The sequence below is a fragment of the Streptomyces thermospinosisporus genome (genome assembly GCF_039526425.1).
Classification (GTDB): Bacteria; Actinomycetota; Actinomycetes; order Streptomycetales; family Streptomycetaceae; genus Streptomyces; species Streptomyces thermocarboxydovorans.
Genome location: NZ_BAAAIZ010000017.1, coordinates 72,912 through 99,018 on the forward strand (window position 1 = coordinate 72,912; position 26,107 = coordinate 99,018).

General features: G+C 70.7%; 25 protein-coding genes. 16 read left to right on the forward strand and 9 right to left on the reverse strand.

The window, feature by feature from the left end; translation table 11 throughout:
- The first annotated feature begins 95 nt into the window (after positions 1-95).
- The 5 genes from ABD207_RS07445 to ABD207_RS07465 all read left to right on the forward strand — a co-directional run bounded on the left by ABD207_RS07445 (position 96) and on the right by ABD207_RS07465 (position 5,832).
- Complete coding sequence (locus ABD207_RS07445) at positions 96-1,673, forward strand: ABC transporter ATP-binding protein (RefSeq protein WP_344011015.1); 1,578 nt, start codon at positions 96-98, stop codon at positions 1,671-1,673.
- Positions 1,673-2,797, forward strand: coding sequence for an ABC transporter permease (locus ABD207_RS07450; RefSeq protein ID WP_344011017.1), 1,125 nt, complete (start codon positions 1,673-1,675; stop codon positions 2,795-2,797). The genes ABD207_RS07445 and ABD207_RS07450 overlap by 1 nt, the downstream gene beginning before the upstream one ends.
- Positions 2,794-4,068: an ABC transporter permease gene (locus tag ABD207_RS07455; protein ID WP_344011019.1), complete on the forward strand. Its 1,275-nt coding sequence runs from the start codon at positions 2,794-2,796 to the stop codon at positions 4,066-4,068. Before ABD207_RS07450 ends, ABD207_RS07455 begins: the two co-directional genes overlap by 4 nt.
- On the forward strand, positions 4,065-4,475 hold the full coding sequence (locus tag ABD207_RS07460; RefSeq protein ID WP_344011020.1) for a cytidine deaminase: 411 nt from the start codon (positions 4,065-4,067) through the stop codon (positions 4,473-4,475). The genes ABD207_RS07455 and ABD207_RS07460 overlap by 4 nt, the downstream gene beginning before the upstream one ends.
- A 79-nt stretch (positions 4,476-4,554) precedes the next feature.
- On the forward strand, positions 4,555-5,832 hold the full coding sequence (locus ABD207_RS07465) for a thymidine phosphorylase (RefSeq protein ID WP_344011172.1): 1,278 nt from the start codon (positions 4,555-4,557) through the stop codon (positions 5,830-5,832).
- Between the two features lie 83 nt (positions 5,833-5,915).
- Here the strand turns inward: ABD207_RS07465 and ABD207_RS07470 are convergent, their stop codons facing one another.
- A complete protein-coding gene (locus tag ABD207_RS07470; RefSeq protein ID WP_344011022.1) occupies positions 5,916-8,180 on the reverse strand; it encodes an NACHT domain-containing protein in 2,265 nt (754 codons plus the stop codon).
- Positions 8,181-8,258: 78 nt separating this feature from the next.
- Here ABD207_RS07470 and ABD207_RS07475 point away from each other — a divergent pair, with 78 nt between their 5' ends.
- The gene (locus ABD207_RS07475) at positions 8,259-8,588 is read left to right on the forward strand and encodes a hypothetical protein (protein ID WP_344011024.1); all 330 of its coding nucleotides are present in this window, start codon (positions 8,259-8,261) and stop codon (positions 8,586-8,588) included.
- 70 nt (positions 8,589-8,658) lie between these two features.
- On the opposite strand, the gene ABD207_RS07480 is transcribed toward ABD207_RS07475, so the two are convergent.
- Positions 8,659-9,699: a bifunctional lytic transglycosylase/C40 family peptidase gene (locus ABD207_RS07480; protein ID WP_344011026.1), complete on the reverse strand. Its 1,041-nt coding sequence runs from the start codon at positions 9,697-9,699 to the stop codon at positions 8,659-8,661.
- 324 nt (positions 9,700-10,023) lie between these two features.
- Between ABD207_RS07480 and ABD207_RS07485 the strand changes: the two genes are divergently transcribed.
- The 6 genes from ABD207_RS07485 to ABD207_RS07510 all read left to right on the forward strand — a co-directional run bounded on the left by ABD207_RS07485 (position 10,024) and on the right by ABD207_RS07510 (position 16,123).
- Positions 10,024-10,500, forward strand: a complete 477-nt coding sequence (locus tag ABD207_RS07485) for a hypothetical protein (RefSeq protein WP_344011027.1) — start codon at positions 10,024-10,026, stop codon at positions 10,498-10,500.
- A 2-nt stretch (positions 10,501-10,502) separates the two neighbouring features.
- Complete coding sequence (locus ABD207_RS07490) at positions 10,503-10,793, forward strand: hypothetical protein (protein ID WP_344011029.1); 291 nt, start codon at positions 10,503-10,505, stop codon at positions 10,791-10,793.
- A gap of 81 nt (positions 10,794-10,874) precedes the next feature.
- Positions 10,875-11,594, forward strand: coding sequence for a DUF8175 domain-containg protein (locus ABD207_RS07495; RefSeq protein ID WP_344011173.1), 720 nt, complete (start codon positions 10,875-10,877; stop codon positions 11,592-11,594).
- Positions 11,591-13,069: a hypothetical protein gene (locus tag ABD207_RS07500; protein WP_344011031.1), complete on the forward strand. Its 1,479-nt coding sequence runs from the start codon at positions 11,591-11,593 to the stop codon at positions 13,067-13,069. Before ABD207_RS07495 ends, ABD207_RS07500 begins: the two co-directional genes overlap by 4 nt.
- A complete protein-coding gene (locus tag ABD207_RS07505) occupies positions 13,066-14,520 on the forward strand; it encodes an SCO6880 family protein (RefSeq protein ID WP_344011032.1) in 1,455 nt (484 codons plus the stop codon). The genes ABD207_RS07500 and ABD207_RS07505 overlap by 4 nt, the downstream gene beginning before the upstream one ends.
- 7 nt (positions 14,521-14,527) lie before the next feature.
- Positions 14,528-16,123, forward strand: coding sequence for an ATP-binding protein (locus tag ABD207_RS07510; RefSeq protein WP_344011033.1), 1,596 nt, complete (start codon positions 14,528-14,530; stop codon positions 16,121-16,123).
- Positions 16,124-16,742: 619 nt separating this feature from the next.
- On the opposite strand, the gene ABD207_RS07515 is transcribed toward ABD207_RS07510, so the two are convergent.
- Positions 16,743-17,213, reverse strand: a complete 471-nt coding sequence (locus ABD207_RS07515; protein ID WP_344011034.1) for an HIT family protein — start codon at positions 17,211-17,213, stop codon at positions 16,743-16,745.
- Positions 17,214-17,287: 74 nt separating this feature from the next.
- The gene (locus ABD207_RS07520) at positions 17,288-18,208 is read right to left on the reverse strand and encodes an AEC family transporter (protein ID WP_344011036.1); all 921 of its coding nucleotides are present in this window, start codon (positions 18,206-18,208) and stop codon (positions 17,288-17,290) included.
- Between the two features lie 286 nt (positions 18,209-18,494).
- Between ABD207_RS07520 and ABD207_RS07525 the strand changes: the two genes are divergently transcribed.
- Positions 18,495-18,881 (forward strand): STAS domain-containing protein, encoded by a 387-nt coding sequence (locus tag ABD207_RS07525; RefSeq protein ID WP_344011038.1) that lies wholly within the window; start codon positions 18,495-18,497, stop codon positions 18,879-18,881.
- Here the strand turns inward: ABD207_RS07525 and ABD207_RS07530 are convergent.
- A complete protein-coding gene (locus ABD207_RS07530; protein WP_344011040.1) occupies positions 18,765-19,778 on the reverse strand; it encodes a sigma-70 family RNA polymerase sigma factor in 1,014 nt (337 codons plus the stop codon). The two genes, ABD207_RS07525 and ABD207_RS07530, sit on opposite strands and share 117 nt — an antisense overlap.
- Positions 19,779-20,038: 260 nt before the next feature.
- Complete coding sequence (locus tag ABD207_RS07535) at positions 20,039-21,451, reverse strand: MFS transporter (RefSeq protein WP_425580642.1); 1,413 nt, start codon at positions 21,449-21,451, stop codon at positions 20,039-20,041.
- 63 nt (positions 21,452-21,514) lie between these two features.
- Here ABD207_RS07535 and ABD207_RS07540 point away from each other — a divergent pair, with 63 nt between their 5' ends.
- Positions 21,515-22,483, forward strand: coding sequence for a LysR family transcriptional regulator (locus ABD207_RS07540; protein WP_344004527.1), 969 nt, complete (start codon positions 21,515-21,517; stop codon positions 22,481-22,483).
- A 49-nt stretch (positions 22,484-22,532) separates the two neighbouring features.
- On the opposite strand, the gene ABD207_RS07545 is transcribed toward ABD207_RS07540, so the two are convergent.
- On the reverse strand, positions 22,533-23,288 hold the full coding sequence (locus ABD207_RS07545; protein WP_344011046.1) for an alpha/beta hydrolase: 756 nt from the start codon (positions 23,286-23,288) through the stop codon (positions 22,533-22,535).
- Positions 23,289-23,456: 168 nt separating this feature from the next.
- Between ABD207_RS07545 and ABD207_RS07550 the strand changes: the two genes are divergently transcribed.
- Complete coding sequence (locus ABD207_RS07550; protein WP_344011048.1) at positions 23,457-24,614, forward strand: adenosine deaminase; 1,158 nt, start codon at positions 23,457-23,459, stop codon at positions 24,612-24,614.
- Between the two features lie 138 nt (positions 24,615-24,752).
- Entirely contained in the window at positions 24,753-25,106 is a 354-nt protein-coding gene (locus tag ABD207_RS07555; protein WP_344011050.1) for an ATP-binding protein, read from the forward strand.
- A 135-nt stretch (positions 25,107-25,241) separates the two neighbouring features.
- Here the strand turns inward: ABD207_RS07555 and ABD207_RS07560 are convergent, their stop codons facing one another.
- Both ABD207_RS07560 and ABD207_RS07565 read right to left on the reverse strand, forming a co-directional pair.
- Complete coding sequence (locus ABD207_RS07560) at positions 25,242-25,448, reverse strand: PspC domain-containing protein (protein WP_344011052.1); 207 nt, start codon at positions 25,446-25,448, stop codon at positions 25,242-25,244.
- Between the two features lie 60 nt (positions 25,449-25,508).
- Complete coding sequence (locus ABD207_RS07565; protein ID WP_344011054.1) at positions 25,509-26,090, reverse strand: VanZ family protein; 582 nt, start codon at positions 26,088-26,090, stop codon at positions 25,509-25,511.
- Positions 26,091-26,107: the final 17 nt, after the last annotated feature.

Below are 26,107 nucleotides of genomic sequence, written 5' to 3' on the forward strand. Positions count from 1 at the left end.
GGGGCGCTACGCGTGTAGACGACCCCCGTCCCCATGGAGAGTGCGCCATCAACGCGTCCAGCAGCCCTCCGGCCGGATCGGCGGCGGGCGGTCAGGTGACCGCCGTCGAGCTCGCCGGGATCACGAAGCGTTTCCCCGGCGTCGTGGCCAACCACGACATCCACCTCACCGTCCGCAAGGGCACCGTTCACGCCCTCGTCGGCGAGAACGGCGCCGGCAAGTCGACGCTGATGAAGATCCTCTACGGTATGCAGAAGCCGGACGAGGGCACCATCGCCGTCGACGGCGAGAAGGTCAGCTTCTCCTCGCCCGCCGACGCCATCGCCCGCGGTATCGGCATGGTCCACCAGCACTTCATGCTGGCCGACAACCTCACCGTCCTGGAGAACGTCGTCCTCGGCAGCGAGAAGCTGTACGGCATCGGCGCCCGGGCCCGCCGGAAGATCAAGGAGATCTCCGAGCGCTACGGCCTCGAGGTCCGCCCCGACGCCCTCGTCGAGGAACTCGGCGTCGCCGCCCGCCAGCGCGTGGAGATCCTCAAGGTCCTCTACCGCGGCGCGCGCACCCTGATCCTGGACGAGCCGACCGCCGTGCTCGTCCCGCAGGAGGTCGACGCCCTCTTCGCGAACCTGCGCGAGCTGAAGTCCGAGGGCCTGTCGGTCATCTTCATCTCCCACAAGCTCGGCGAGGTCCTCTCCGTCGCCGACGAGATCACCGTCATCCGGCGCGGCACCACGGTCGGCACGGCCGTCCCCGCCGAGACCACCTCCCGCCAGCTCGCCGAGATGATGGTCGGCAGCGAGCTGCCCACCCCCGAGACCGCCGAGTCCACCGTCACCGACCGGCCGGTCATCGAGGTCGAGAAGCTGCGGCTGGCCGCCCCCGGCGGCAAGGCGCTGCTCGACGACATCAGCTTCACCATCCACGAGGGCGAGGTCCTGGGCATCGCCGGCGTCGAGGGCAACGGCCAGACCGAACTGGTCGACGCGCTCATCGGACTGCGCCACGCCGACTCCGGCGTGATCCGGCTGGCCGGCGAGGAGATCACCGCCTGGCCCACCCGCAAGCGCCGCGAGCAGGGCGTCGGCTACATCCCCGAGGACCGCCACCGCCACGGCCTGCTCCTCGAGGCCCCCCTCTGGGAGAACCGTATCCTCGGCCACGTCACCGAGAAGCCCAACGCCAAGGGCTTCTGGCTGGACCCGAAGGCGTCCCAGGAGGACACGCGCCGCATCGTCGCCACGTACGACGTCCGCACCCCCGGCATCGACGTCACCGCCGCCTCCCTGTCCGGCGGCAACCAGCAGAAGCTGATCGTCGGCCGCGAGATGAGCCACAAGCCGCGCTTCCTGATCGCCGCCCACCCCACCCGCGGTGTGGACGTCGGCGCGCAGGCCGCGATCTGGGACCACATCCGTGAGGCGCGCCGCGAGGGCCTCGCCGTCCTGCTGATCTCCGCGGACCTGGACGAGCTGATCGGCCTGTCCGACACCCTGCGCGTGATCTACGACGGCAAGCTGGTCGCGGACGCCGACCCGTCCACCATCACCCCGGAGGAGCTCGGCTCCGCCATGACCGGCGCCGCCTCCGGCCACCTCGAGCACGACGAGACCCCCGAGACCACGGCCGGGGTGTCCAAGGCCCCCGAGTCTCCGGAAGACGAGGCCCGCTGATGAAGAAGTTCGACAAGGAGCGCGTGCTCCTCGCGGTGGCCGGACCGGTCATCGCGCTCGCCGTGGCCTTCGTGCTGAGCGCGATCGTGCTGGTCGCCTCCGGCAAGAACCCCGTCGAGCCGTTCGCCCTGATGTTCGAGCAGGCGACGTTCTCCGATGTCCAGGTCCTGATCATCAACCAGGCCTCGATGTACTACATCGCCGCGCTCGCGGTGGCCATCGGCTTCCGGATGAACCTGTTCAACATCGGTGTCGACGGCCAGTACCAGCTCGGCGCCATGCTGGCCGCCATCGTCGGCGCCCACATGAACCTCCCGGCCGTGCTGCAGATCCCGCTGCTGCTGCTCACCGCGATCCTCACCGGCGCCTTCTGGGCCGGCATCGCCGGCGTGCTGAAGGTGACCCGCGGCGTCAGCGAGGTCGTCGCCACGATCATGCTCAACGCGATCGCGACCTCCGTCATCGGCTACCTGTGGCTGCCCACCGTCTTCGGCGTCAAGGTCGGCAACAACAACACCACCGGCGAGATGCACGAGTCCGGCTGGATCCCCGGCATCGACCTGGGCCCCGCCGGCGAGATCTACGGCCTGGTGGTCCTGGCCGTGCTGCTCGGTATCGGCTACTGGGTCGTGCTCAACCGCACCCGCTTCGGCTTCGACCTGCGCGCCTCCGGCGCCTCCGAGACCGCCGCCGCGGCCAGCGGTGTCGACCCCAAGCGCATGGTGCTCACCGCCATGCTGCTCTCCGGCGCCATCGCCGGCCTCGCCGGCCTGCCGATCCTGCTCGGCGACGCGCACACCTACAACCTCAGCTTCCCCACCGGCATCGGCTTCCTGGGCATCGGCATCGCCCTGCTCGGCCGCAACAGCCCGGTCGGCATCGCCTTCGCCGCGCTGCTGTGGGCCTGGCTCGACAAGGCCTCGCCCGAGCTGGACTTCCACGGCTACGACAAGGAGATCGCGGTCATCATGCAGGGCCTGATCGTCCTCTCGGTCGTCGTCTCCTACGAGGCCGTCCGCGAGTGGGGCCTGCGCCGCCAGCAGCGCCGGGTCGGCGCGGAACTCGCCGCGGGCCACTTCATCGGCGCCGAGAACAACGTCAAGAAGGAGGTGGCTGGCCGATGACCGCTCCGACCTCCGCCGTCGACGTCAACCAGCCCACGCTGCAGCCCGCGGCGCCGACCGGCCGCCGCCTGTCGCTGCCGGTGCTGATGCTGGTCATCGCCGGAGCCCTGGCGCTGACCTCGATCGTCCGTCTCATCACGGGCGCCAACGGCATCACCAACGTCAGCCAGATGTCCACCGCGCTGGAGCTCGCCGTCCCGATCGGACTCGCCGGCCTCGGCGGTCTGTGGGCCGAGCGCTCCGGTGTCATCAACATCGGCCTCGAAGGCATGATGATCCTCGGCACCTGGTTCGGTGCCTGGGCCGGCTTCCAGTGGGGCCCGTGGACCGGTGTGCTCGTCGGCCTCGCCGGCGGCGCCGTCGGCGGCCTGCTGCACGCCGTCGTCACCGTCACCTTCAAGGTCAACCACATCGTCTCCGGTGTGGCGATCAACATCCTCGCCCTCGGCGCCACCCGCTACCTCGCCCCGCTCGCCTTCGTGGGGCACCAGGGCGGCTCCGCCAAGCAGTCCCCGGCGGTCGAGTCCCTCGGCGAGTTCACCGTGCCCGGACTCTCCGGCTGGCTGCGGGACCTCAACAACCAGGGCTGGTTCTTCATCTCCGACATCGCCGGCCTGCTCGGCGGCCTGGTCACCAACGTCTCCTGGCTGACCCTGATCGCCGTCGCGCTGGTCCCCGCCACCTGGTGGGTGCTGTGGCGCACCGCCTTCGGCCTGCGGCTGCGCTCCTGCGGCGAGAACCCGATCGCCGCCGAGTCCCTCGGCGTCAACGTCTACAAGTACAAGTACATAGCGGTCGTCATCTCCGGCGCCCTGGCCGGCCTCGGCGGCGTGTTCCTGTCCATCGTGGCCAACCCCTTCTACCTGGAGGGCCAGGTCAGCGGCCGCGGCTTCATCGGCCTCGCCGCGATGATCTTCGGCAACTGGATGCCGGGCGGCCTCGCCATCGGCGCCGGCCTGTTCGGCTACACCGACAGCCTCAACCTGCGCGGCGGCTCCGCCAACGTGCACGCCCTGCTGCTGCTCGGCGCGCTGCTGCTGGTCATCGGCGCCATCTGGCTGGCCATTCGGAAGAAGTACACCGGCGCGGGCATCACCCTTGTCGTCGGCCTGCTGATGTTCACCTGGTACTCCGTCACCAACGAGGTGCCCAACCAGGTCGTCGCCGCCACCCCGTACGTCGTCACCCTCGTCGTCCTGGCCCTGTCCGCGCAGCGGTTGCGGATGCCGAAGGCGAACGGGCTGCCCTACCGGAAGGGGCAGGGCAAGTGACCGGCCCCCAGGGCGCCGACGACATCGACTGGGAGGCGCTGCGCGCCGTCGCCCGGGACGCCATGTCCCACGCCTACGCCCCCTACTCGGGCTACCCGGTCGGTGTCGCGGCCCTGGTCGACGACGGGCGCACCGTCTCCGGCTGCAACGTGGAGAACGCCTCCTACGGGCTCGGCCTGTGCGCCGAGTGCGGCCTGGTCTCCGAGCTGCAGCGCACCGGCGGCGGCCGGCTGACGCACTTCACCTGCGTCGACGGCGACGGCGAGATCCTCGTCCCGTGCGGCCGCTGCCGGCAGCTGCTCTACGAGTTCGGCGGCCCCGGACTGCTGCTGGAGACCCCCAAGGGCATCGTGCCCCTGGCGGAGATGCTGCCGCAGGCCTTCACCCCGAAGCACCTCGACAAGTAACCCTCCCGCGGCCCCTGGGACCACTGCGGTTCCGGGGGCCGCCCCCTTCGCACTCCCGGAAGGAACGCCAGCCATGGCCATGGACGCCATCTCCGTCATCCGCACCAAGCGGGACCGCGGCGAACTCAGCGACGAGCAGATCGACTGGGTCATCGACGCGTACACCCGCGGGGAGGTGGCCGACGAGCAGATGTCGGCCCTTGCCATGGCCATCCTGCTGAACGGCATGAACCGCCGGGAGATCGCCCGCTGGACCGCCGCGATGATCGCCAGCGGCGAGCGCATGGACTTCTCCTCCCTGTCCCGCCCCACCGCCGACAAGCACAGCACCGGCGGAGTCGGCGACAAGATCACCCTCCCGCTCGCCCCCCTGGTCGCCGCCTGCGGCGCGGCCGTCCCCCAGCTCTCCGGCCGCGGCCTCGGCCACACCGGCGGCACGCTCGACAAGCTGGAGTCCATCCCGGGTTGGCGCGCACTTCTCTCCAACGAGGAGATGCTGCACGTCCTCGACGAGGTCGGCGCCGTCATCTGCGCCGCCGGCGACGGACTCGCCCCCGCCGACAAGAAGCTCTACGCCCTCCGCGACGTCACCGGCACCGTCGAGGCGATCCCGCTCATCGCCTCCTCCATCATGTCCAAGAAGATCGCCGAGGGCACCGGCTCGCTGGTCCTGGACGTCAAGGTCGGCAGCGGCGCCTTCATGAAGACCCTCGACGACGCACGCGAACTGGCCTCCACCATGGTCGGCCTGGGCACCGACCACGGCGTCAGGACCGTCGCCCTCCTCACCGACATGTCCACCCCCCTCGGCCTCACCGCGGGCAACGCCCTCGAGGTCCGCGAGTCCCTGGAGGTCCTCGCCGGCGGCGGCCCCAAGGACGTCGTCGACCTCACCCTCGCCCTGGCCCGCGAGATGCTCGACGCGGCCGGCCTGAAGGACGCCGACCCGGCCAGGGCCCTCGCCGACGGCTCCGCCATGGACGTCTGGCGCCGCATGATCTCCGCCCAGGGCGGCGACCCCGACGCCCCCCTGCCCACCTCCCGCGAGCAGCACGTCGTCAAGGCCCCCGCCTCCGGCACCCTCACCCGCCTCGACGCCTACGACATCGGCGTCGCCGCCTGGCGCCTCGGCGCGGGCCGCGCCCGCAAGGAGGACCCGGTCCAGGCCGGCGCCGGCGTCGAACTGCACGCCAAGCCCGGCGACCAGGTCACCGAGGGCCAGCCCCTCCTCACCCTCCACACCGACACCCCCGACCGCTTCGCCTACGCCCTCCAGGCGATCGAGGGCTCCTACGACATCACCGCCGAGGCGGCCGCCTTCACGCCGTCGCCGGTGGTGCTGGAGCGGATCGCCTGAGGCGGGCCCACTTGGCTCGGTGAACGGGACCGGTGGGGGCGCGGGGCGCCCAACGGTCCCGTTCGCGCAGGTCGTCCCGGGCGTCATGGGTCGATGCGAAGACGCTTCCGCGGTTCCTCGAGACCGTCCAGAACCAGGTTGGGAGTCTGCCATTCGATACGAAGCGTGCACGGCCGGTCGTCCAGCCTGCGGAAGGTGAGCGAGGACGAACGGCTCCCGGGCGAGGCGGGCCGATCGAGGTCGACGCCGTCGACCCGGCTGCCGTTGCCGAGGACGAACCGGGCCGGCGGCTCGTCGGCCAGCGTCAACGTCACCCGCACCTTGCCTCCTTCACAGCCGGACGCCTCCATGGGGCCTCCCCAGCCGACGAAGGGGGACTGACCCGACGCAATCGGCTCCCAGTTCGTGTGCCGGGTCGTTCCCGGCGGCACCTTCCACGCGAAAACCTTCGGTGGTACGCACACGAGACCTGCTGGGCAGCCGGTCGAGACGTAAACGAAATCCGGTTTGTCTCCGGAGCGATAGGTCAATTCCGGCCGCGCGCTGCCTGCGACGATCACGGCAATGAGCAGGAGCGCGCCCAGAGAAGCTCCCACCTGGGCCAGGCTGGCGAAGACGGGCAGCACCGGCCTCCAGCGCAGCCACTTGGCGGGCCAGTCGCCGAGTACCGAACGGCCCGATTGCTGAACCACGCCGCCACCCAGCTGATCGAGGAGGCGTTCGTGGCGGAACTGGTACACCGAACCGGTCTGCCGCAGTACACCCAACTCACGGGCGTCGTCGAGGAACCGCAAGGGATCCTTCGGAAGGTCGCCGCGCAACCTGAACCACCGGCGGCTGACGGCGTAGGAGCCCCATGCCGAACCGAGCATGACGGCAACCCCGGACAACGCCCCGATGCCCAACCCGTAAGCCGTCGACAACCAGCGATCCGCTCCCAGCGTGCCCGACATCCATGTTCCGACGCCGATTCCCGTGACGGCGCCCGCCAGCAAAGCCGAGGCCAGGCCCAAGTGTCTGTAGCGGCGTGCCAGGTACTCCGGCCCGTGCTCCCCCTTCTTGGGCACGAAGACCTGCTTGAGGTCGGCTCTGACGATCTCGTGAACGAGGAAGCTCACGAGCGCTATGAGGAACCCGGCGCCGGCTCCGCGGCCTGGACCGAACAGGGCACCCAGAAAAGCGCCCCACACCACTCCGTACATCAAGCCCACGAGGGGACCGGTGATCCCGGCACTGATCTGCCACCAGGCGAAGTCGACCGTGCGGTCCCGGCGCATCTGGCGTGCGATCAGCCGCAGGTACCGCATGGCACGTTCCGCTGGTGGATCCTCGTCGGTGTAGACCGCGGGCAGGTACCTCTTCAGCAGTTCGTCCTCGATGGCTTGCCGAGTGGGATAGTCCTCCCGGGACAGCAGTTCACCGGGGTCCGTGGACTTCGCGCCGAACGCGGTCTGAGCGAGGTACAGCATCAGGGGCGAGGTCAGCGCGCGGGACAGCGGGCAGTCCGGGTCGTTGCGCATCGCCTCGAAGACAGGTGTCCAGCGGGTGTCGCCGGCCGTTCTCGCCTGTTCCAGGTAGTCGATGGCCAGATCGGGCTCCACCTCGCCGAGTTCCACCACGGCGGCACGAGTGAGGCGTGCCCCGTCCCCGTGTGCCGTCTCGTACTCGTCGGCCCGACAGGTGACCATGAACCAGCAGCCGTCGTGAACGTATCTGTTGATGGCGCGGACGGCCTCGGCGTGCAGATGATCGGGGAGCTCGTCGAGCCCGTCCAGCACGGGCATCACCCGGCCCTTGTCGAAGAGGTCCCTCGCTGCGTCCGGGCCGTACCTGTATGGATCGCCGAGGTCAGGGCTGATCTGCCGGATCTGCCGGAGAATCCATTCGCGCATCGTGAGGGCCGGCCGCCACGACGACAGGGACATCATCACCGGGACCGGATCTCCTGGCTGCGGATCCGAGGCCAGATCGTGGACGAGCCGGACGGCCAGGACGGTCTTGCCAGTGCCTGGCTCCCCGAGGGCCAGGAGCTGGTGACGGGGCAGATCTCGGCAGACCTGCGCGATCTCGCTGACGGTGCCCACCAGTTCCAGGGGGTCCACGCCCAGTACCTGCTGCGCCGACTGCACAGGACGTGAGGAGCCCCGCCACGGAAGGTCGATGGTGGCGGGTTGCTGCAGGCCCATCCGGGCCATGGTGAGCCGTACCTTGGACAGGACGTCCTTGCGCAGTCGGGACGTGGCCCTGTCCAGCACCTTCTCGTCAGGCTCTGGGAACGCGCCCATGAAGAGGTTTACGTCACCACGGATCCAGCTCCACTTCACCACCTGCAGGAGCTTGCTCCACATGCGGTTCCCCCAATGGCTCAACCGGCAATGAATACTAGTGACTTGGCGGCTCCAAAGGGTGTGCAGGAGGAGAGGATCATGACCACGATGAGGGCCTGGGCCATTGGTGGGTCGGTCGTTCTTGCGGGAGCGGTGAACGTCGCCACCGGCATGCTGACACAGAACTGGTCTGTCGCCTGGGGTGCCTGTGCGGCAGTGCTCGTGCTGTTCTCCGCAGCCCTGGCTGTCTGGCGGGCCCGGTCGGAGGGAACACCTTCCCCGCCGGGTTCACCACCCGGGCCCAGCCAGGACATCCAGCGCGTGAAGAGCGGCGGCTCCGTGCGGGTGTCCATGAATGGGGTGGCCGGCAATCAGAAAACTCGTCGGCTCGATGCGGCAGGCGACGTCACCATCGAGCAGAACGACTAGGTGGCCTACAGAGCAAAAGCCCGAGCGGTACTCGCCAGGACATCGCCCTTATGCTGCCCGGCCCTGTCCCTCAGGGCCGGGTGGCGCCGAAGTAGTCGCCGGCCGGCATCGCGGAGGCGAGCGGGGCGACTTCCACCTGGCGGCCGGTGCGCGGGGCGTGGATGACGTTGCCGTCCCCGGCGTACAGGGCGACGTGGTAGATGCCGCCCGAGCCGCCGCGGCTCCAGAACAGCAGGTCCCCGGGCTCGAGGTTCCGCCGGGACACGGGGCGGTCACTGGTGGCGCCGTACTGTGCGGCCGCTGTGCGGGGCAGTCGCAGGACCGGCCAATAGGCGTACTGCACCAGCGAACTGCAGTCGAAGCCGACGGTGGAGGAGGCCACGCACCTTCCGCCGAGGTAACCGGCGTTGCCGTCGCAGAAGCCGGCCGAAGGTCCCTGCGGTCCGCCACCGCCGTAGGAGTAGGGCGTACCCAGCCTGCCGGCGGCCTTGCGCACGGCGTCCGCCCCTGAGCCCGAGCCTTCGACCTCGAGCGGGCTCGGCCCCTGGAACCGCTGCATCGTGGACAGGATGATCCGGACGTAGGTGCGGGTCTCCTCGTAGGGCGGAATGCCCCGGTACTTCTCGACCGCGCCCCATCCGGCGTTGTAGCCCGCCAGCGCGAGGGCCCGGACGTCACCGCCGAAGCCGGACGCCTTCGCCTGCCTCAGCAGGGAGCACATCATGCGGCCCTGCGCCATCACGGCGTCGCCGATGTCCCGCGGGCTGACCGCACCGTTGCCGTCGGCGTCGTGTCCCCAGGTGGCCCAGGTCGCCGGCATGAACTGAGCCGGGCCCTTGGCGCCGACGGGGGAGGTGGCCGAGGTCTGGAACCTGCTCTCCTGGTGGAGCTGGGCGGCGAGGAGAGCCGGGGTGAGTTCGGGCTCCGCACACTCCTTGGCCGCCTTGAGGATCCAGGGGCGGAACTCCTCCGGGACCCCTCTCAGCCCTCCGCCGCCAGTCTCGGTGGCCACTGCGCCGTCCTCGTCGACGAGCACCGCTGCCACCACGGCGAGGATCGCCAGAACGAACAGGGCGGTGACCGCGGCGACGGCACGGATGAGCACCTTCACGCGCTGTCCCCCGTGGTGGTTCTCATCGTTCGCGCGATGGAAAGCGGGGTGGCCGCCCGGTTCTTTCCGCTGCCGGAACGTGTCATCAGTGACGTGCTGAATTCGTAAGTGCGAACGACAGGGAACCCTCGATGAGCCGCCATTCCCGGATTCGCTGTGTAAACACGGGCCACTGCCCCGTCGCGTGACCGCATCGGCTCCCTGACCTCCCGGAACATGGGGGACGACAACGCATCGTCACCGAGCGCCGACACGCTAGCCTCTGGTGCCCCGCAGGCCAAATACAGGTCGAGCAACTGCATTGGAATCAGGGGGAGTTAAGGCGTGATCACCCAATCCGACAATGTGATTTCGCTGGTCGATGGATCGGTTGGGCTTCGCTATGCCCTGATCCCTGTCCAGTGCTGCGGCATTGCAGTGGCGACGGTTGCTCGAATGCTTGATCCACACGGCGCCGGTTTTGCCCGGACATTGCATCCGCAAGAACCGCTCCCCTGCGGCGCGCTTCCCGTGCTGCTGACGGAGACCACGCTCTACGGCGCCGTATGCGCAGAGCACATGCTGCGCAGCTGGCCGACCTCCCTGCCGCGGCCCTGGCTCGTGCTCATCGCCGACGCCCCCGTCCGCCCCGCCCCGGCCGCCCGCTACCGCTTCCGCGCCCTGCACTCCCGGCTCGCCGGAACGGCGAGGGTGCCGTACCTGCCTGCCCTGCGCGCGGTCGAGGGAGCCGACGAGGCCCTCGAGCACAAGGACGTCCAGACCGCGGCCGAGAGGCTGCGGCGCACCCTGGAAGGAAAGTGACGATGCAACTGGCCAACGAGCTGATCACGCTGGCCGCCGCCGAGATCCCCGGAGCCGAACCCACCGAGATCCCGGGACTCGCCGAGCCCGTCGCCAAGCTCTTCGGCTACGGCCTGTGGCTGCTGGTCCTGGCAGGAGCCGGGGGTGCGGGCTTCGGCGTCTACAAGCTCGCGATCGCGGACAAGAGCCGCCACGGCGGCGGCAGTGAGCCCTTCAAGTGGATGGGCGCCGGAGTGGCGACGATCCTGCTGGCCGGTTCGCTGATCACCATCCTCAACGGCATCGCGGGCTAGGCGGTGGTGATGTCGGGGAAGAGGGGGACGTGGAACACCCGTGGCACGTGGATCACGGGTGCGGCGCTTGCAGCCGTGCTGATGCTGACGGGCTATGTGATGTTCAGCGGGGACGAGAGTGGGGCCGACCCGCAGGGCAAGGGCTGGGCGGACCTTCCGGCCTCCGCGAGCCCCGAAGCCGGCTATACGCAGCCGGCGGAATGGGTCGAGCCGGAGCGCTGGACGGCTCTGCCGTCCGGGAAACGCCTCGACGTGCGTGGCAGTGAGGTGGGATTCCCGCACACGCTCGAAGGTGCCGTGGCCGCGGCGGCGGCAGCCAACACGGTCAATATCGAGGGCAGCCGCAGCACGGTCGATGAGCAGTTGCGCATCTACTACTCGTACGTCGCCAAGGCCGAACAGAGCGACGAGAACGCCGAGAAGATCGAGCTTGCTGCGGTCGAAACCGACAAGATGCTTCACCGCGAGATGGGTGTCCGGCCTGGCGGCCCGCTGCCCTCCGGTGCGTACATGCGCAACGTGGTGATCGGATACAAGGTGATCCGCGAGTCAGACGACGAGGTCAGCGTGTGGGTGCTGGCCCGGGTCACGCAGAAGGCGGGTGAGACGAAGAAAGAGACCGTCGACTACACCCGCACGCTGAACGCATTGGTGTGGAAGGGCGGCGACTGGAAGCTCTCCGCAGCGGCCACAGAGCGTGTCGTGCAGAAGGCCTTCAAGGACGGCAAACCGGCGATCGTGGCTCCCGGCGACGCTGTCTTCAACGAGGCCGGATGGACCGCCATTCGGGAGGCGTCGTGAAGACGCGGCCTCTGGTGTCTCTGCTGCTCGCGCTTGTCGTGGTGTTCGGCGTGTCGATGTCCGTGGCGCAGTCGGCCAGCGCGGACGTGAGCGATGTGATCGGAGGCTCCTGCAAGATCGCCACGGGGTCCGTCATCGGCCCGATGGGCGTAGGACCGGAGAACCCTCCCAGCCTGCAACTGTGCGACACCATCGGCAAAGCCGCGGAGGAGAAGTTCAAGGAAGCCTGGCAGGACGTCTGGGACAGCGTTCTAGGCGATCTCATCAAGAGCTCGGCCGACGTAGCGAAGTGGATCATCAAGAAGGTTCTCACGGTGGCACTGCTCGGCCCCAGCCTGGACCTGGAAGCCACGGGCCTGTTCGGCAGGGACGCCACCCTGGCAGGCATGCTGACCTGGCTCGGACTGGTCATCGCCGCCGCCGGAGCCATGTGGCAGACGGGCAGGATGGCCCTGACCGGCCAGAGCAAGCACCTCGGGCGGGCGGCGTTGGGATGGGTGGAGAACACCGTCCTCTCCGCCGTCGGTGTCGCCATGATCGCGCTACTGCTGTCCGCGGGGGACGCCCTGACGACCGGACTGGTCAACGCCACGTTCGCGGACGACGCCACCGCCTACGAGAAGATCGTGGCGGTCATGGTGCCCTCGGGCGTCTCCAACCCCATCACGATGCTGTGCGTCATCGCGATCCTGCTGCTGCTCGGCTTCATCCAGCTCGTGATGGTGTTCCTGCGGCAGTCCGCCATCCCGATCATGTGTCTGCTGCTGCCGGTGGCCGGCGGCGGCCGGGTCGGCGGGCACGTCACCCGCCAGTGGGCACCCAAGCTGATCACCTCCATCTGCGTGGTGATCGCCTACAAGCCGATCCTGGCCATCATCATCTGCACCGGCTTCGCGGAGTTCGGCCACGCCAAGACACTGGCGGAGTGGCTGCGCGGGTGCGCCACCCTCATCCTCGCAATCCTCGCCCCCGGCCCCCTGACGAGAATCTTCGCCCCGTTCGGGGATGCCGTCGGGTCCTCGATGGCATCCGGCGGCATGGGCCCGGCCCTCTCCGCGGCCGGGGCCTACTTCAAGGGCAGGAAGGACGGCGGCAGGGACGGTGGCGAAGGCGTCCTTCCCATGACCCCCATGGAATACGCCCGGTACGTCGAGCAGTCCATGGGCCGCAACGGCGGGAAGGGCAGCCAGGGCAGAGAAGTCGGCGGTCAGGGCCACGACGCGCAGGCCCACGCAGCTCGTAACGAGGCCAACCGGGTCCCTCGGCAGGCCAATGCCGATGATTATGCGTCCGATCCAGCTGTTGCCGGAGCCGTCGACGGCGCAGTAGTCGGCAGCGCAGGTCAGACCACCGCAGCAGGCGCCGCAGTCACACCCACCCGCAGCTCAGGCATCGCCATCCAGGTCCTGGACGGCGTCAACAACGGCATCCAGAACTCGCACGGACAGATCGACAACGGGGGCGACTCGCAGTGAGCACCCAGCATGAGGTTCCCAAGGCCCTCATGGTCGACGGGTTCCGCACCCGTCGCAGCTTCGGCGCCTTCGGTCTGTCCAAGGGCGCCACCATGGCCGGTGCCGGGGCCCTGGTGGCCGAGGGCATCGTGGGCACCCAGGTCCCCGTCACCCTCCTGGTCACCGTTCCGCTGACCCTCGCCTTCCTGGCGCTTGCCGCGTCCCGTCGTCACGGCATGTCCGCGCCGGCCTACTACTGGGCCGAGTTGGCGTGGCGGCGGGCCGCCCGGGCGGAGGCCACCTCCTACCGGCGGGTGCTGCTGCCTCAGCCCTACGCCCTCGATCTGCCCGGCGTGGGCGCCAGTTCCACCTTGATCAGGGCCTACGACCCGACCACCGGCAAGAGCGTGGGAGTCGTCCACGACCGCGCGACCGGGTACATGACCGTCACCACGCTGCTCGCCCCCGGCGGCAGCCTGATGGCTCCCACCAGCAGCGTGCGGAGTTCCCTGCGCACCTGGTCGTCGGTGCTGGACGCCATGTCCACCGACGAGCAGGTCAAGGGGGCGAGCGTGACCATCCAGATCACCCCGGGCGCGGGGGAGGCCCTCGGGGACGACGTGCGGTCCCGCCAGGACCCGGCAGCCCCGCGGCTCGCCAAGAACGTCATCGACGAGCTGGTGCGCACGACTCCGCACGCCACCGCCTCGGTGGCCCCGTGGATGTCGGTGATCGTCGACCCCACCGCCGGCCCCAACCCGCCCCAGGAACTGTCCGACCAGGTCGCCGAGGCGCTCAGGGTCGTGGACTCGCTGGACCTGTCCGGGACCGGCACCGACATCGAGCGGCGGGCCACCGATGTCGACGTACGACGGCTCGTCAGAAGCGCCTACGACCCCGATGTGTTCAACGCCCGCGATGCGGAGTTCGAGGAGCTGTCGTGGTCGGAGTGCGGGCCGCAGGCCGCCGACGACGGCTGGGAGGGGTACGCGCACGACGGCGGCGTCAGCATCTCGTGGGTGCTGCGGGAGATGCCTCGCCACCCCATCGCCTACAGCGTGCTGCTGCCCCTGGTCGCCCCGGGCCGCTTCCAGCGCAGGATCACCCTCGCCTACCGGGTGCTGGACCCGTGGGAGGGCGAGGCCGTGCTGGAGCGGGAGATCTCCCACGCCCATCAGCGCGCCCAGGCGACCGCCGAGGTCAAGGGGCGTGCCAAGTGGAGCCAGAAGGCCGACGCCCAGCGCGCCGAGCAGGCCGCCGCGCTGATGGCCGGAGGTTCCCAGGTCGTCGACTGGACGCTGATGGTGACCGTCACCGCCCGCAGCACCGCGGATCTCCCCGCGGCCCGCCAGGAGCTGGAACGCGCGGTCAAGGCCACCCGCGGTATCCGCATGCGCCCCGCCTACGGGGCCCAGGCCGCCGTGTTCGCGGCCGGGCTGCCGCTGGGCTACAACCCGCTCGTGAAGGACTGACCAGCTCATGGCACGCAAGTCGAAGCCGACGCCGGTGACCACGCCCCGGCGGCTGGCTCCCCCGGCCGAGCAGGGCCCGACCCGCGCGGAACGGCGCGAGCAGCGCAAGCTGCGGAACCGGTTCGCACCCCGCCTGGGGTGGAGCGGCCGGTTCGGCGGCCGCGTCCCCGTGGAGGACGCCGGCACCGTCTACACCGGCCCCACCTCCCAGGCGGGCGCCATCTACCCCTTCCTCCTCGGCTCCGGCCTGCCCCCTCGGGGCGTCCCGGTCGGGCGGGACGTCCTCACCGGCGAGCTGGTGTGCATCGACCCGTCCGGCTGGACCGGCAGGCTCACCACCAACCCCGGTGTGTGGGTGATGTCCCAGCCCGGCGCAGGCAAGTCCGCGCTGGTCAAGCGGGTCTGCCTGGTCTACTCCGCCTACGGGCACATGGTCGTCGTCCCCGGAGACGTCAAGGGCGAGTACACCCAGCTGGTCCGCGAGCTGGGCGGCTCCGTCGTACGCATCGGTGACGGCATCGGTCGCATCAACCCGCTCGACTCCGGGCCGCTGAAGGGCCGTGTGCAGTCCCTGCCCACCGACCGGCGCGAGGCGCTGCTGGACGTGCTCAACGGCCGCCGACTGGAGACCCTGGTGGCCCTGCTGTCCACCACACACGGCCTCGGACGCTCTCCGGACGAGATCGAGCGCAGCGCGCTGGACACCGCCGTCCAGGTCGCTTCCGCCGCACAGCCGTCTGGCAGCGACCCGATCGTCAAGGACGTCGTCGATGTCCTGCGGGCCGCGCCCGCGCAGCTGCGCGGCAAGCTCGCCGCCGAGGGCGAGCGTTACCGGGACCTGACTCGCAGCGTCATCGCCGGACTCGACAACCTGATCGGCGGCCCCCTGAAGGGCCTGTTCGACGGGCCCACCACCCAACCCCTGGACATCAACGCGCCCGCCGTCTCGGTGGACATCAGCGCCCTGCGCGCCCGCGGCAACGACGTCGTCTCCGCAGGCATGATCGCCACCTGGGCGTACACCTACTCCAGCATCGACTCCGCCCGCAGCATCGGCCTGATGGACCGCAAACTCGTGCTGCCCATGGACGAGATGTGGCGGGCCCTGCGCTCCGGCCCCGGCCTGGTCGACGCCATGGACGCCATCTCCCGCCTCAACCGCACGACCGACGACGTCACCATCTACGTCACACACTCCCTGCTCGACGTCGAAGCACTGCCGACCGAGACGGACCGTGCCAAGGCCCGCGGCCTGATGGACCGCTGCGACACCTGGGTCCTGGGTGCCTCCACCACCGAGGAACTGCAGCGGGTCACCGGCAAACGGATGCTCACCGAGCAGGAGGTGATGATGGTCAGCTCATGGGCGTCGGCGACGTCGACCGGGCTCGACATCGACCCCACCTACGACACCGGGGACGACGTGGCGGCCGCGGAGGAGGAGACCGCCCGCCACCCCGGCCGCGGCAAGTACCTGATCAAACTCGGCTCCCGCCCGGGCATCGCCGCCGCGCTCGAACTCACCGCAGCCGAAAAGCGCTTGTACTCGACCGACAACAACCGGAGGCGGGCCATCAAGAAGGAGAGCACCGACCGACGGTGATCGCGAGGCCTACCCCCAGGCCTGGCGGCAGAGGCTCACGACGTCCGAGGACGCGACGCCGTCCGCCCGGCGGCACAGCCGGCGCATCTCCTCCGGCCGAGCGTCCGGTCGAGGCCGTGACCGGGGCGGCACCCCGGGCACAGACCGCTGCTCCTTCGGCCCGTGCTGCTCGGGCCGTGCGGAAGCGGGTGGACGCGGACGGACAGCGGGCCGCTCCTGCGGTGCTGCGGACCGGGGCAGCTGCACAGCAGGCGGCGTGCGACGCCCGGGCGCATGACCGCTCTCGGGCGTGCGCCGCAGCGGGCCGGGCTCGGTCCGGACCAGCGCAGAGCGCGGCGAGGGAGGGACAACCAGCCGCGTAGGTGACGGAGACGCCACCCGCTCCGGGGCGGCCGAGCCGCGCACGCCCTGCGGACGGCCGTCGGCCGGCGTTGGGCCGGCCGTCACCGTGGCGCAGCCCGTGGTGGTCAGCAGGACGAGGACCCAGAGCAGGAACGTCAGCGGGCGATACAGCACTTGCCTACTGTGCGGGACGAGCAGATTCCGGCGGGCGGAATCATGCCGTTGGTCACCGCAAGGAGGTACTCACCGAAGGCTGCTGACCTCACCTCACCGCACATCACTGCATCCCTGAGCCGGACTCGTACGCCTCAGCCAGCACGCTTCTCAGCGCGCGCGTGATGTCCGCCCGCAGGACATCGTGCTGCGGGCTCAACCGGTGCTCCGGAGCGGTCCGTTCCGGACCGTAGCGCCAGACGGGGCCTCGCAGCAGCTCCGGCGGCTCCCAGGCGTAACGCGGGTGGATGTGGCCGTGCAGGTGTTGCCAGGAGTTGCCCAGTACTTCGTAGTTCAGCCGCCGGAAGGCCCGGTCGTGCTGCTTGCACGCGGTTTCTACGGCCTCGCCTAGCAGGGAGAGGTCGAGCAGGAACTGCGCACGCTCCGGGCGCGGCAGGTCGGTCAGGTGGTTGGTGCGGCCCGCGTAGAGCAGCAGGCAGTAGCCGGGGAGGTGCTGCGTGTCCCCGATGACGGCCCAGCCGGTCCTCATTCGTGCCAGCACCGTGGGGTTCTCGCCCCTCTCGGCGCTGCCCACGCGATCCTTCGTCCAATCGTCCACTGCCCCTGCCGTCCCTTCGCCCGCTGCCGCATGCCCTTCATTCACTTCCTTTATCCGAAGAGCGCCGCCACCACGACCAGTACCGGAACGGAGAGTGCCGTGGAGATGAGGATGGCGTCCCGGGCCAGGCGTTCGCCCACGCCGTAGGTGGCGGCGTAGGTGTAGAGGTTCTGGGCGGCCGGGAGGGCCGAGGTCACCACCACGTCGAGGAGTCGCGGGCCGGTCAGGCCGAAGACGCCCGCCGCCAGGGCCCAGGCCGCCAGCGGCTGGCCCGCCGACTTCAGGGCCACGGCGAGCAGGACCGTGCCGCGTTCGCCATCGCGTAGCGGCAGGGTGCTGCCGCGCAGGGAGATGCCGAAGGCGAGGAGGACGGCGGGGACGGCCATGTTGCCGATCAGGGTGACGGGGTCCATGACCGGGCCGGGGACGGTGATCCCGGAGGCCGATACCGCGACGCCCGCCAGGGATCCCAGGGCGATGGGGTTGCGCAGCGGGGTGAGCAGGCGCCGCCAGAGGGGGCCCTTCTCGCCCGTGGTCGAGAGGTCCAGGACGGTGAGGGCGATGGGGGTCACGCCGATCAGCTGGAAGAGGAGCACCGGGGCGACCAGTGAGGCGTCGCCGAGTACGTACACGGCGATCGGGATGCCCAGGTTCCCGGCGTTGACGTAGCCGGCGCACAGGGCGCCGATGGTGGTGCGGGCGACTCCCCAGCGGCGTACGACACCCACCGCCACGAAGACGCCGGCTACCGCCGCCGTGCTCAGGGCGGTGACCAGGAGGCGCTCGGAGAAGACCACGGACAGGTCCGCCCGCGCGAGGGTGGTGAACAGCAGAGCGGGTGAGGCCACGTGGAAGGCGAGCTTGGTCAGCACCGCGCTGCCCTGGGTGCCCAGGAACCCCCGCCGTCCGATGACATAGCCGACGCCGATGACGACCGCGATCACCGCGAACCCGCTCAGCACCCCCTGCACGCCGGCCCCTCGGACGGGAAGGACGGGAAGGACGGGAACGATCTATGGCACATACAGCCAACCCTCGGCGCAGGCCCGCCCCGGGGTCAATGTGACCGCTCGCACCCGCGGTGAGCCACGGGCCCCCGCACCCGCGGTGAGTCACGGCTCCCGCACCCGCGGTGCGTCACGGCTCCCGCACCCGCGATGAGTTACGGCTCCCGCACCCGCGGTGCGTCACGGCTCCCGCACCCGCGGTGAGTCACGGCTCCCGCACCCGCGGTGAGTCACGGCTCCCGCACGCGCGATGAGTTACGGCTCCCCGCGCGGTCTACCGATCGTGGACGCCAAGACACCCCCTGTGCTCGTGCTGCGGGGCCCCCTCCTCGCCAGGGACGAGGTGCAGGGGCCGTGCGAGGTCGTGCAGGCACTGCTGGACGGCTCCGGCACGGTGGTGGTGTGCGACGTCGGTGGCCTGGGCCCGCCCGGCCTCGCCGCCGTGAACCTCCTCGCCCGGCTCCAGCTCGCCGCTCGCCGGGCGGGCGGCCGGATACGGCTGCGCGACCCGGACCCGGCCCTATGCTCCCTGCTCGACCTGGTCGGTCTCCGCTTCGAGGTGGAGGGGCAGCCCGAACAGCGGGAACCAGCGCTTGGTGTCGAGGAAGCAGTGGAACCCGGTGATCCGGCCGTCTGAGATCTCCAGCGCCTGCACGGCCCACGGGGTGAAGCCCCCGCTCTCCGGGTCGGGCTTGTACTGGGCGAACCCGGGCAGCCCGTTGACCTGCACCGGCACGAGCTTCGAGCCGGCGCATGCCGCGCCCAGCGTCGTCATGAAGCCGGTGATGTCGGCCGGGCCGGTCAGCCACAGGTCGAACGGCGGCATCGTCATGATGGCGTCCTCGTGCAGCAGCTGCGTCAGCGCCGACATGTCGTACCCCTCGAACGCGGCGACATAGCGCTCCAGCAGCTTCTGCTGCTCCTCGTCCAGCGGGTCGGAGACCGCCGCCTCCTCGCCCGGCTGCCGGCGTTCGGCGAGGGTGGCCCGGGCCCGCTGCAGCGCGCTGTTGACCGAGGCGACGGAGGTGCCGAGCAGCTCGGCGACCTCGTTGGCCTTCCAGGCCAGCACCTCGCGCAGGATCAGCACCGCGCGCTGCTTGGGCGGCAGCTGCTGCAACGCGGCCATGAAGGCGAGCCGCACGGACTCCTTGGCGACGGCCGCCTCCGCCGGGTCCTCGGTGGTGGGCAGCACTCTCGAGTCCGGCATCGGCTCCAGCCAGGTGTTGTCCGGGCGCGGCGACAGAGCGGCCTGCGCGAGCGGCGTGGACTCGGTCAGGTCCATGGGGCGGGCGCGCTTGTTGCCGGCCGTCAGCATGTCCAGGCAGACGTTGGTCGCGATCCGGTACAGCCAGGACCGCAGGCTGGAACGACCCTCGAACGTGTCGTAGCTGCGCCAGGCGCGGACCATCGTGTCCTGCACCGCGTCCTCCGCCTCGAAGGAGGAGCCGAGCATCCGGTAGCAGTACCCGGTCAGCTCGACGCGGTACGCCTCCAGCCTGTCCTCCAGGTCGGTCGTCGCCGTGCCGTTCGTCATCGCTCACCCACCCCTGTGGCTTCCGTGGCGGCGCTCCTTCGCGCCCACACTCCGGAAGCTACAGCAGCCCACTGACAATGGCGCCCCGAGTCGGAAAAGCCGCTCAGGTACCCACATCGGACGCGAGGCGCCATCCCGCCGGACAGCCCGTGGCGAGACCGCTCACCAGCCAGCGGTGCGTCTCAGATCGGCAGCCCGCGATGCGACCCCGTTCAGCAGCCGACGCTGCGACCCGCTCACCAGCCCGCGCTGGGGCCCGCTCAGCAGCTCGCCGAGCGCACCTTCACCGGCGCCCCGGAGCGCATCGCCGCCAGCGACCCCACCACCGTGATCGCCACGACGCCCGCCACCGCCAGCAGGCCGACGCCGACCGTCCCGGCCCAGCCGCCCGCGTGGAAGGCCACCGCGCCCGCCGTGCTCCCGGCGCTGGAGCCGACGTAGTACGCCGACTGGTACAGCGCCGCGGCCTGCGCCCGCCCCTGCGTCGCCGTCTTCCCGACCGCCGACGAGGCGACCGCGTGACCGGCGAAGAAGCCCGCCGTGATCAGCACCAGGCCCAGCAGCACCGGCACCAGCGCGTGGGCCAGGGACAGCAGCAGGCCCGCCGCCGTCGTACCGCCGGCCGCGTACAGCGCGCCCCGGCGGCCGAGGCGTGCCACCAGGCGTCCCGCCGCCGACGCGGAGACCGTGCCGACCAGGTAGACCAGGAAGACCGAGCCGACGATGCCCTGCGGCAGCGAGAACGGGGCCTCGGTCAGCCGGTACCCGATCACCGTGTAGACGCCGCCGAACACCGTCATGAAGAGCGCGCCGATCGCGTACAGCCGCCGCAGCAGCGGATTGGCGAGATGGTCGCGCACGGTCCGCGCCAGGACACCCGGCCGCAGCGAACCCGCCCGGAAGTGCCGCGGCGCCGGCAGCAGCAGCCGGAAGGCCACCGCGCAGCCCACCGCGATCACCCCGAGCAGCCCGACGGCGACCCGCCAGCCCCACTCCTGGGCGGCCCACCCGGTGATGACCCGGCCGCTCATCCCGCCGACGCTGTTCCCGGCCACGAACAGGCCGATCGCGGTGACCAGCGCCTTCGGCCGGACCTCCTCCGCGAGGTACGCCGTCGCCGAGGCGGGCAGTCCGGCCAGCGCCGCACCCTGCACCGCCCGCAGGGCGACCAGCCAGCCCAGCGACGGCGCGAAGGGGACCAGCAGCCCCACCGTCACCGCGACCGCCAGCGACGCCGTCATGACCGTGCGCCGCCCGAACCGCTCCGACAGCGCGCTCATCGGCAGCACGAACACCGCGAGCCCGCCCGTGGCCGCCGCCACCGTCCAGCTCGCGTCGCTCGCGCTGACCCCGAAGTCGCCGGAGATCAGCGGCAGCAGCGCCTGCGTGGAGTACAGCAGGGCGAACGTGGCCACACCCGCGAGGAAGAGAGCGAAACTCATCCGCCGGTAACCCGGTCCACCAGGAGCCATACGCGCGTCCACAGCAGAGGAAGACGTCCCGGACGACCCAGAGGAAGACGTCCCGGACGGCCCAGACATCCCAGACGTCCCAGAGGGAGTAGCGGAGGCAGGAGTAGCAGAAGCAGGAGTAGCAGAAGTAGCAGAAGGAGTGGCGGAACGAACGGATCCGGCGCCCGCTGTGGCGGACGCCCCGGTACTGGCGGGAGTCATGCCTCGAAGCTACGTACGGCGGCACTCATCCGTCCAATGCATGGATTCGCCATAATCGTTCCCATGGTGCATCAGCAGAGTTCACGGCCCCGCCTGTCACAGTCCGGTGACACAGAAGACATTCCGGAGCGGGAGATGTCGCTGCTGCTGGCCCCCCGCCTCGCCCACTTCGCCGGTGTCGCCCGCACCGAGCACGTGACCCGGGCCGCCCAGCAGATGCAGGTACCGCAGTCGACGCTGTCGCGCGCCATGGCCCGCCTCGAACAGGACCTCGGTGTGGATCTGTTCGCCCGCCACGGCCGCACCGTCTCCCTCACCCCCGCGGGTCGCACCTTCCTCACCTCGGTCGAGCGGGCCCTCGCCGAGATCGAACGCGCCGCCGAGGAGGTGCGCGCGGATGCCGACCCGGCCACCGGCAAGGTCGCCTTCGGCTTTCTGCACACCATGGGCGCCGAGACCGTCCCCGGCCTGCTGCACGCCTTCCGCGCCGACCACCCGCGCATCCGCTTCAGCCTGGTCCAGAACTACGGCGAGGCCATGCTGGAGCGGCTGCGCGCCGGTGAACTCGACCTGTGCCTGACCTCCCCGGTGCCCGACGCCCCCGACCTCGTCGCCCGGCGCCTGGACGAGCAGAAGCTGCGCCTGGTCGTCCCCGCGGATCACCGGCTCGCCTCACGCCGCCGCATCCGCCTGGCCGAGGCGGCGGACGAAACCTTCGTCACCCTGGAGCCCGGCTACGGTCTGCGGCGGATCACGGACAACCTGTGCGCCCAGGCCGGCTTCCGGCCGAAGGTCGCCTTCGAGGGCGAGGAGGCGGAGACCCTGCGGGGCCTGGTGGCGGCGGGTCTGGGCGTGGCCCTGCTGCCGCCGCCGACCGTGCCCCGGCCCGGGGTGGTGGAGCTGACGGTCACGGCGCCGAGGGCGGTGCGCGAGATCGGCGTCGCCTGGCTGGCCGGCCACCCGGACACGCCCCCGGTGGCCGCCTTCAAGAAGTTCCTGCTCTCCCGGCGGGGCAATCTGCTGCCCACGTGACGCGGACGACGCCCTTCCCGGGGAGCACACGTGCCGCTGCGGCTGTTCGCTACCGCCACCGGCCGAATCCGGAGGCCAGCGGCATCCGCAGTCCCAGTGGAGGCGGTGCCGCCAGCGCGTCCCGCACCGGACGCGCGAAGTTCCTGCCGAACAGCACACCCATCACGAAGTCCTCGGTGAGGGCGAGCACTTCGTCCCGGTACTGATGCAACCCGTGGCCGTCGGCGTGCACTTCGAACCGGCACACGTCCCGGTTGGCCTTCTTCGCCCGTGCGGCGAGGCGGAAGGACAGCTCCGGGTCGGTGCGGGCGTCTTTGGTGCCGTGCACGATGAGCACCTGACGCCCCACCAGCTGCTTCACCGGTTCGGGTGAGGTCGCGCCCTCCTCCCGGGGCAGCCAGGGGGCCAGCGCCACAACGGAGTTGACGGCCTCGTGCCCGCCGGCCCGCAGCGCGGCCCGGGCGCCCATTCCGGTGCCGGCGAGGCACACCGGCACGTCCCCGTACCGCCGTACGACCTCGTCGGCGGCCCACGCCCCGTCGCCCGCCAGATGGGCCGCGTCCCCGTTCCAGCCCCGGTAGCGGTAGTGGACGACATGGACGGCCAGCCCCTCCTCCCGCCCGGCGCGGCCCAGGCGGCGGCCCAGCGCCCGGACGGAGGCGGCGGCCAGCAGCGGGGACGGTCTGCGGTCGGAGGTCTCCTCCCCGTCCGGGAGCAGCAGCACCACTCCGCTCACCGCTGTCGGCTCGGGGCCGAACGCCCTCCCCAGCCGGGCCCTGCGGACCGGCGTCGCTTGCTGTGCCATGGCAGAACATTGTCAGAAGGGCGGGTGTACGCCACCCGTCCGTGCGGTCACCGTTGCGTATCGGCGACCAGCAAGCCCGGCCAGCACCGTCCAGCACCGCTGAATGGCGACGAATTCCCTCCGCTCGGCATCTACGCGCGTAGGACGGCAAGGGGTTATGGTGCGGAAATGACGAGCCAGACCATTGCGAACACCCCGACACCGGACCAGATCCGCCGGGCGCCCAAGGTTCTGCTGCACGACCACCTCGACGGCGGCCTGCGCCCCGGCACCGTCGTGGACCTGGCACGGGAGACCGGCTACTCCCAGCTGCCCGAGACCGACCCGGACAAGCTCGCGCTGTGGTTCCGGGAGGCCGCCGACTCCGGCTCCCTGGAGCGGTATCTGGAGACCTTCTCGCACACCGTCGGCGTCATGCAGACCCGCGAGGCGCTGGTCCGGGTCGCCGCCGAGTGCGCCGAGGACCTCGCCGAGGACGGCGTCGTCTACGCCGAGGTGCGCTACGCCCCCGAACAGCACCTGGAAGCCGGCCTCACCCTCGAAGAGGTCGTCGAGGCGGTCAACGAGGGCTTCCGGCTGGGGGAGCGGCGCGCCAAGGAGAACGGGCACCGCATCCGGGTCGGCGCCCTGCTCACCGCGATGCGGCACGCCGCCCGCGCCCTGGAGATCGCCGAACTCGCCAACCGCTACCGGGACCTGGGCGTGGTCGGCTTCGACATCGCGGGCGCCGAGGCCGGATACCCGCCCACCCGGCATCTGGACGCCTTCGAGTATCTGAAGCGGGAGAACAACCACTTCACCATCCATGCCGGTGAGGCCTTCGGACTGCCGTCCATCTGGCAGGCGTTGCAGTGGTGCGGCGCCGACCGGCTCGGCCACGGGGTGCGCATCATCGACGACATCACGGTCCGCGACGACGGCACCGTGGAGCTCGGCCGGCTCGCCTCCTACGTCCGCGACAAGCGCATCCCGCTGGAGATGTGCCCCAGCTCCAACCTCCAGACGGGGGCGGCCTCCTCCTACGCCGAGCACCCGATCGGGCTGCTGCGCCGGCTGCACTTCCGCACCACGGTGAACACCGACAACCGGCTGATGTCCCACACCAGCATGAGCCGTGAATTCGAGCATCTGGTCGAGGCATTCGGGTACACGCTCGACGACATGCAGTGGTTCACCGTCAATGCGATGAAATCAGCGTTCATTCCTTTCGACGAACGACTGGCCATGATCAATGACGTGATCAAGCCGGGCTATGCGGAACTCAAATCCGAATGGCTGTTCCGGCAGACGGCCTCCACCAGCGGCTTTTCCACCGAGAAGGAGTGAGGGGCAGGCGTCCCCGCACATGGGCCACGGTTCGCGTTCACAATCCGTCCGCATTTCGATGTTTGCGGGCGGCAGCGGCGCGTGTTTACGGTCACAGCACCGCTCACATCCCCGTATCCCATTCGAGGACGCATTTTCATGAAGCAGTCTGCTGCCAAGACCCTCGGTGTCGCCGCTCTCGGTGCCGCCTTCGCCGCTGTCGGTGCGGGCACCGCTGCCGCTGCCCCGGCCGTCCCGGAGGCCGCTCCCGCCCTGGGCACCGCCGCCCAGACCCTCCCGGCGGAGAACACCGCCGCGCTGCCGGCCGCCGCGCAGACCCTCGGCACGGGGAGGGACCTGGCCGCCACGGGGCTGACGGCCGCGGAGCCGGCCGCGAAGGACGTGGTCACCAAGGACCCGACGGCCCCGGCCAAGGGACTGCTCGGCGGTCTGCCGCTGGACCAGCTGCCCACCAAGGGCCTCAATGTGAACGGCCTCCCGCTCGGCGGCTGACCGCCCGCACGGCGACGACAACGATGGGGCGCCCCGCCACGCGGGGCGCCCCATCGGCGTTGCACGCAGGGCACTCAGGGCACTCAGGGCACTCAGGGCCTCAGGGAGATGGCCGGCGGAACGGCGCCGCCGGGCTCACCAGGCCGTTCGGGTCTGGGTCTTGTCCTCCGACGGCAGCAGGATCCACAGCGCGATGTAGAGCAGGAACTGCGGGCCGGGCAGCAGGCACGACAGCAGGAAGATGACCCGCATCGTGGTCGCGGAGGTACCGAAGCGCCGGGCCAGCGCGGCGCAGACTCCGCCGATCATGCGGCCGTGGGTCGGGCGGGCGAGGCGAGACATTGCGGCTCCTTCGTGAGCGGTGCGAGGCCTCCCGTCCGGACGCCTCATCTGCCGTCCACGTTACGGAGACGAAGGGGGCAAAGCGTCGCTCCACGGGGCGATCCCGACCCTGGGAATCGTCGGGGTCCTACCCTGAGCCGGCTCCTCCTGAGGGGCGGCCGTCCCGGCCAGGCGCACCGCCCGGCGGCGCAGCCAGGAGCGGCCCGCCGGCACCACCGCGGCGTGCGCCAGGCCCGCGCCCAGCGTGTTCAGCAGCAGCGAGTCGATGTCGACGACCTGGCCGGGCACCGCCGTCTGCAGCATCTCGATGCCCAGCGACAGCAGGGCGGCCGCGGCCATGGTGCGGATCAGGGAACCCAGGGGCGAGACCACCAGCCGGCCGCCCGCCATCGGCAGCAGCACGCCCAGCGGGGCCAGCAGCGCCAGCCCCTCACCGATGCGCCGGGCCCCCTCCACCCAGCCGAGCGCGAAGTCGGCCCGGATGCCGTCCAGGGGGCGCAGATTGGCGGGCATCACCCAGGGGACGTCGAGGGGGCGCAGCGTGAACCAGGCGATGAACGCCAGATATGCGGCCAGGAGGAGACCACCCAGCACACGGATGCGGATCGCGGCGGTGCCGCCGATGGAGCCTTGACGCTGCACGCCCCCCAAGACGCGGC

Excerpts from the sequence above, each read along its gene's own strand:
- ABD207_RS07450 (WP_344011017.1), top strand. The coding sequence starts at position 1,673 with ATGAAGAAGTTCGACAAGGAGCGCGTGCTCCTCGCGGTGGCCGGACCG.
- ABD207_RS07455 (WP_344011019.1), top strand. The coding sequence starts at position 2,794 with ATGACCGCTCCGACCTCCGCCGTCGACGTCAACCAGCCCACGCTGCAG.
- ABD207_RS07465 (WP_344011172.1), top strand. The coding sequence starts at position 4,555 with ATGGACGCCATCTCCGTCATCCGCACCAAGCGGGACCGCGGCGAACTC.
- ABD207_RS07470 (WP_344011022.1), bottom strand. The coding sequence starts at position 8,180 with ATGTGGAGCAAGCTCCTGCAGGTGGTGAAGTGGAGCTGGATCCGTGGT.
- ABD207_RS07475 (WP_344011024.1), top strand. The coding sequence starts at position 8,259 with ATGACCACGATGAGGGCCTGGGCCATTGGTGGGTCGGTCGTTCTTGCG.
- ABD207_RS07490 (WP_344011029.1), top strand. The coding sequence starts at position 10,503 with ATGCAACTGGCCAACGAGCTGATCACGCTGGCCGCCGCCGAGATCCCC.
- ABD207_RS07495 (WP_344011173.1), top strand. The coding sequence starts at position 10,875 with ATGCTGACGGGCTATGTGATGTTCAGCGGGGACGAGAGTGGGGCCGAC.
- ABD207_RS07510 (WP_344011033.1), top strand. The coding sequence starts at position 14,528 with ATGGCACGCAAGTCGAAGCCGACGCCGGTGACCACGCCCCGGCGGCTG.
- ABD207_RS07525 (WP_344011038.1), top strand. The coding sequence starts at position 18,495 with ATGAGTTACGGCTCCCCGCGCGGTCTACCGATCGTGGACGCCAAGACA.
- ABD207_RS07530 (WP_344011040.1), bottom strand. The coding sequence starts at position 19,778 with ATGACGAACGGCACGGCGACGACCGACCTGGAGGACAGGCTGGAGGCG.
- ABD207_RS07535 (WP_425580642.1), bottom strand. The coding sequence starts at position 21,451 with ATGACTCCCGCCAGTACCGGGGCGTCCGCCACAGCGGGCGCCGGATCC.
- ABD207_RS07540 (WP_344004527.1), top strand. The coding sequence starts at position 21,515 with ATGGTGCATCAGCAGAGTTCACGGCCCCGCCTGTCACAGTCCGGTGAC.
- ABD207_RS07545 (WP_344011046.1), bottom strand. The coding sequence starts at position 23,288 with ATGGCACAGCAAGCGACGCCGGTCCGCAGGGCCCGGCTGGGGAGGGCG.
- ABD207_RS07550 (WP_344011048.1), top strand. The coding sequence starts at position 23,457 with ATGACGAGCCAGACCATTGCGAACACCCCGACACCGGACCAGATCCGC.
- ABD207_RS07555 (WP_344011050.1), top strand. The coding sequence starts at position 24,753 with ATGAAGCAGTCTGCTGCCAAGACCCTCGGTGTCGCCGCTCTCGGTGCC.
- ABD207_RS07560 (WP_344011052.1), bottom strand. The coding sequence starts at position 25,448 with ATGTCTCGCCTCGCCCGCCCGACCCACGGCCGCATGATCGGCGGAGTC.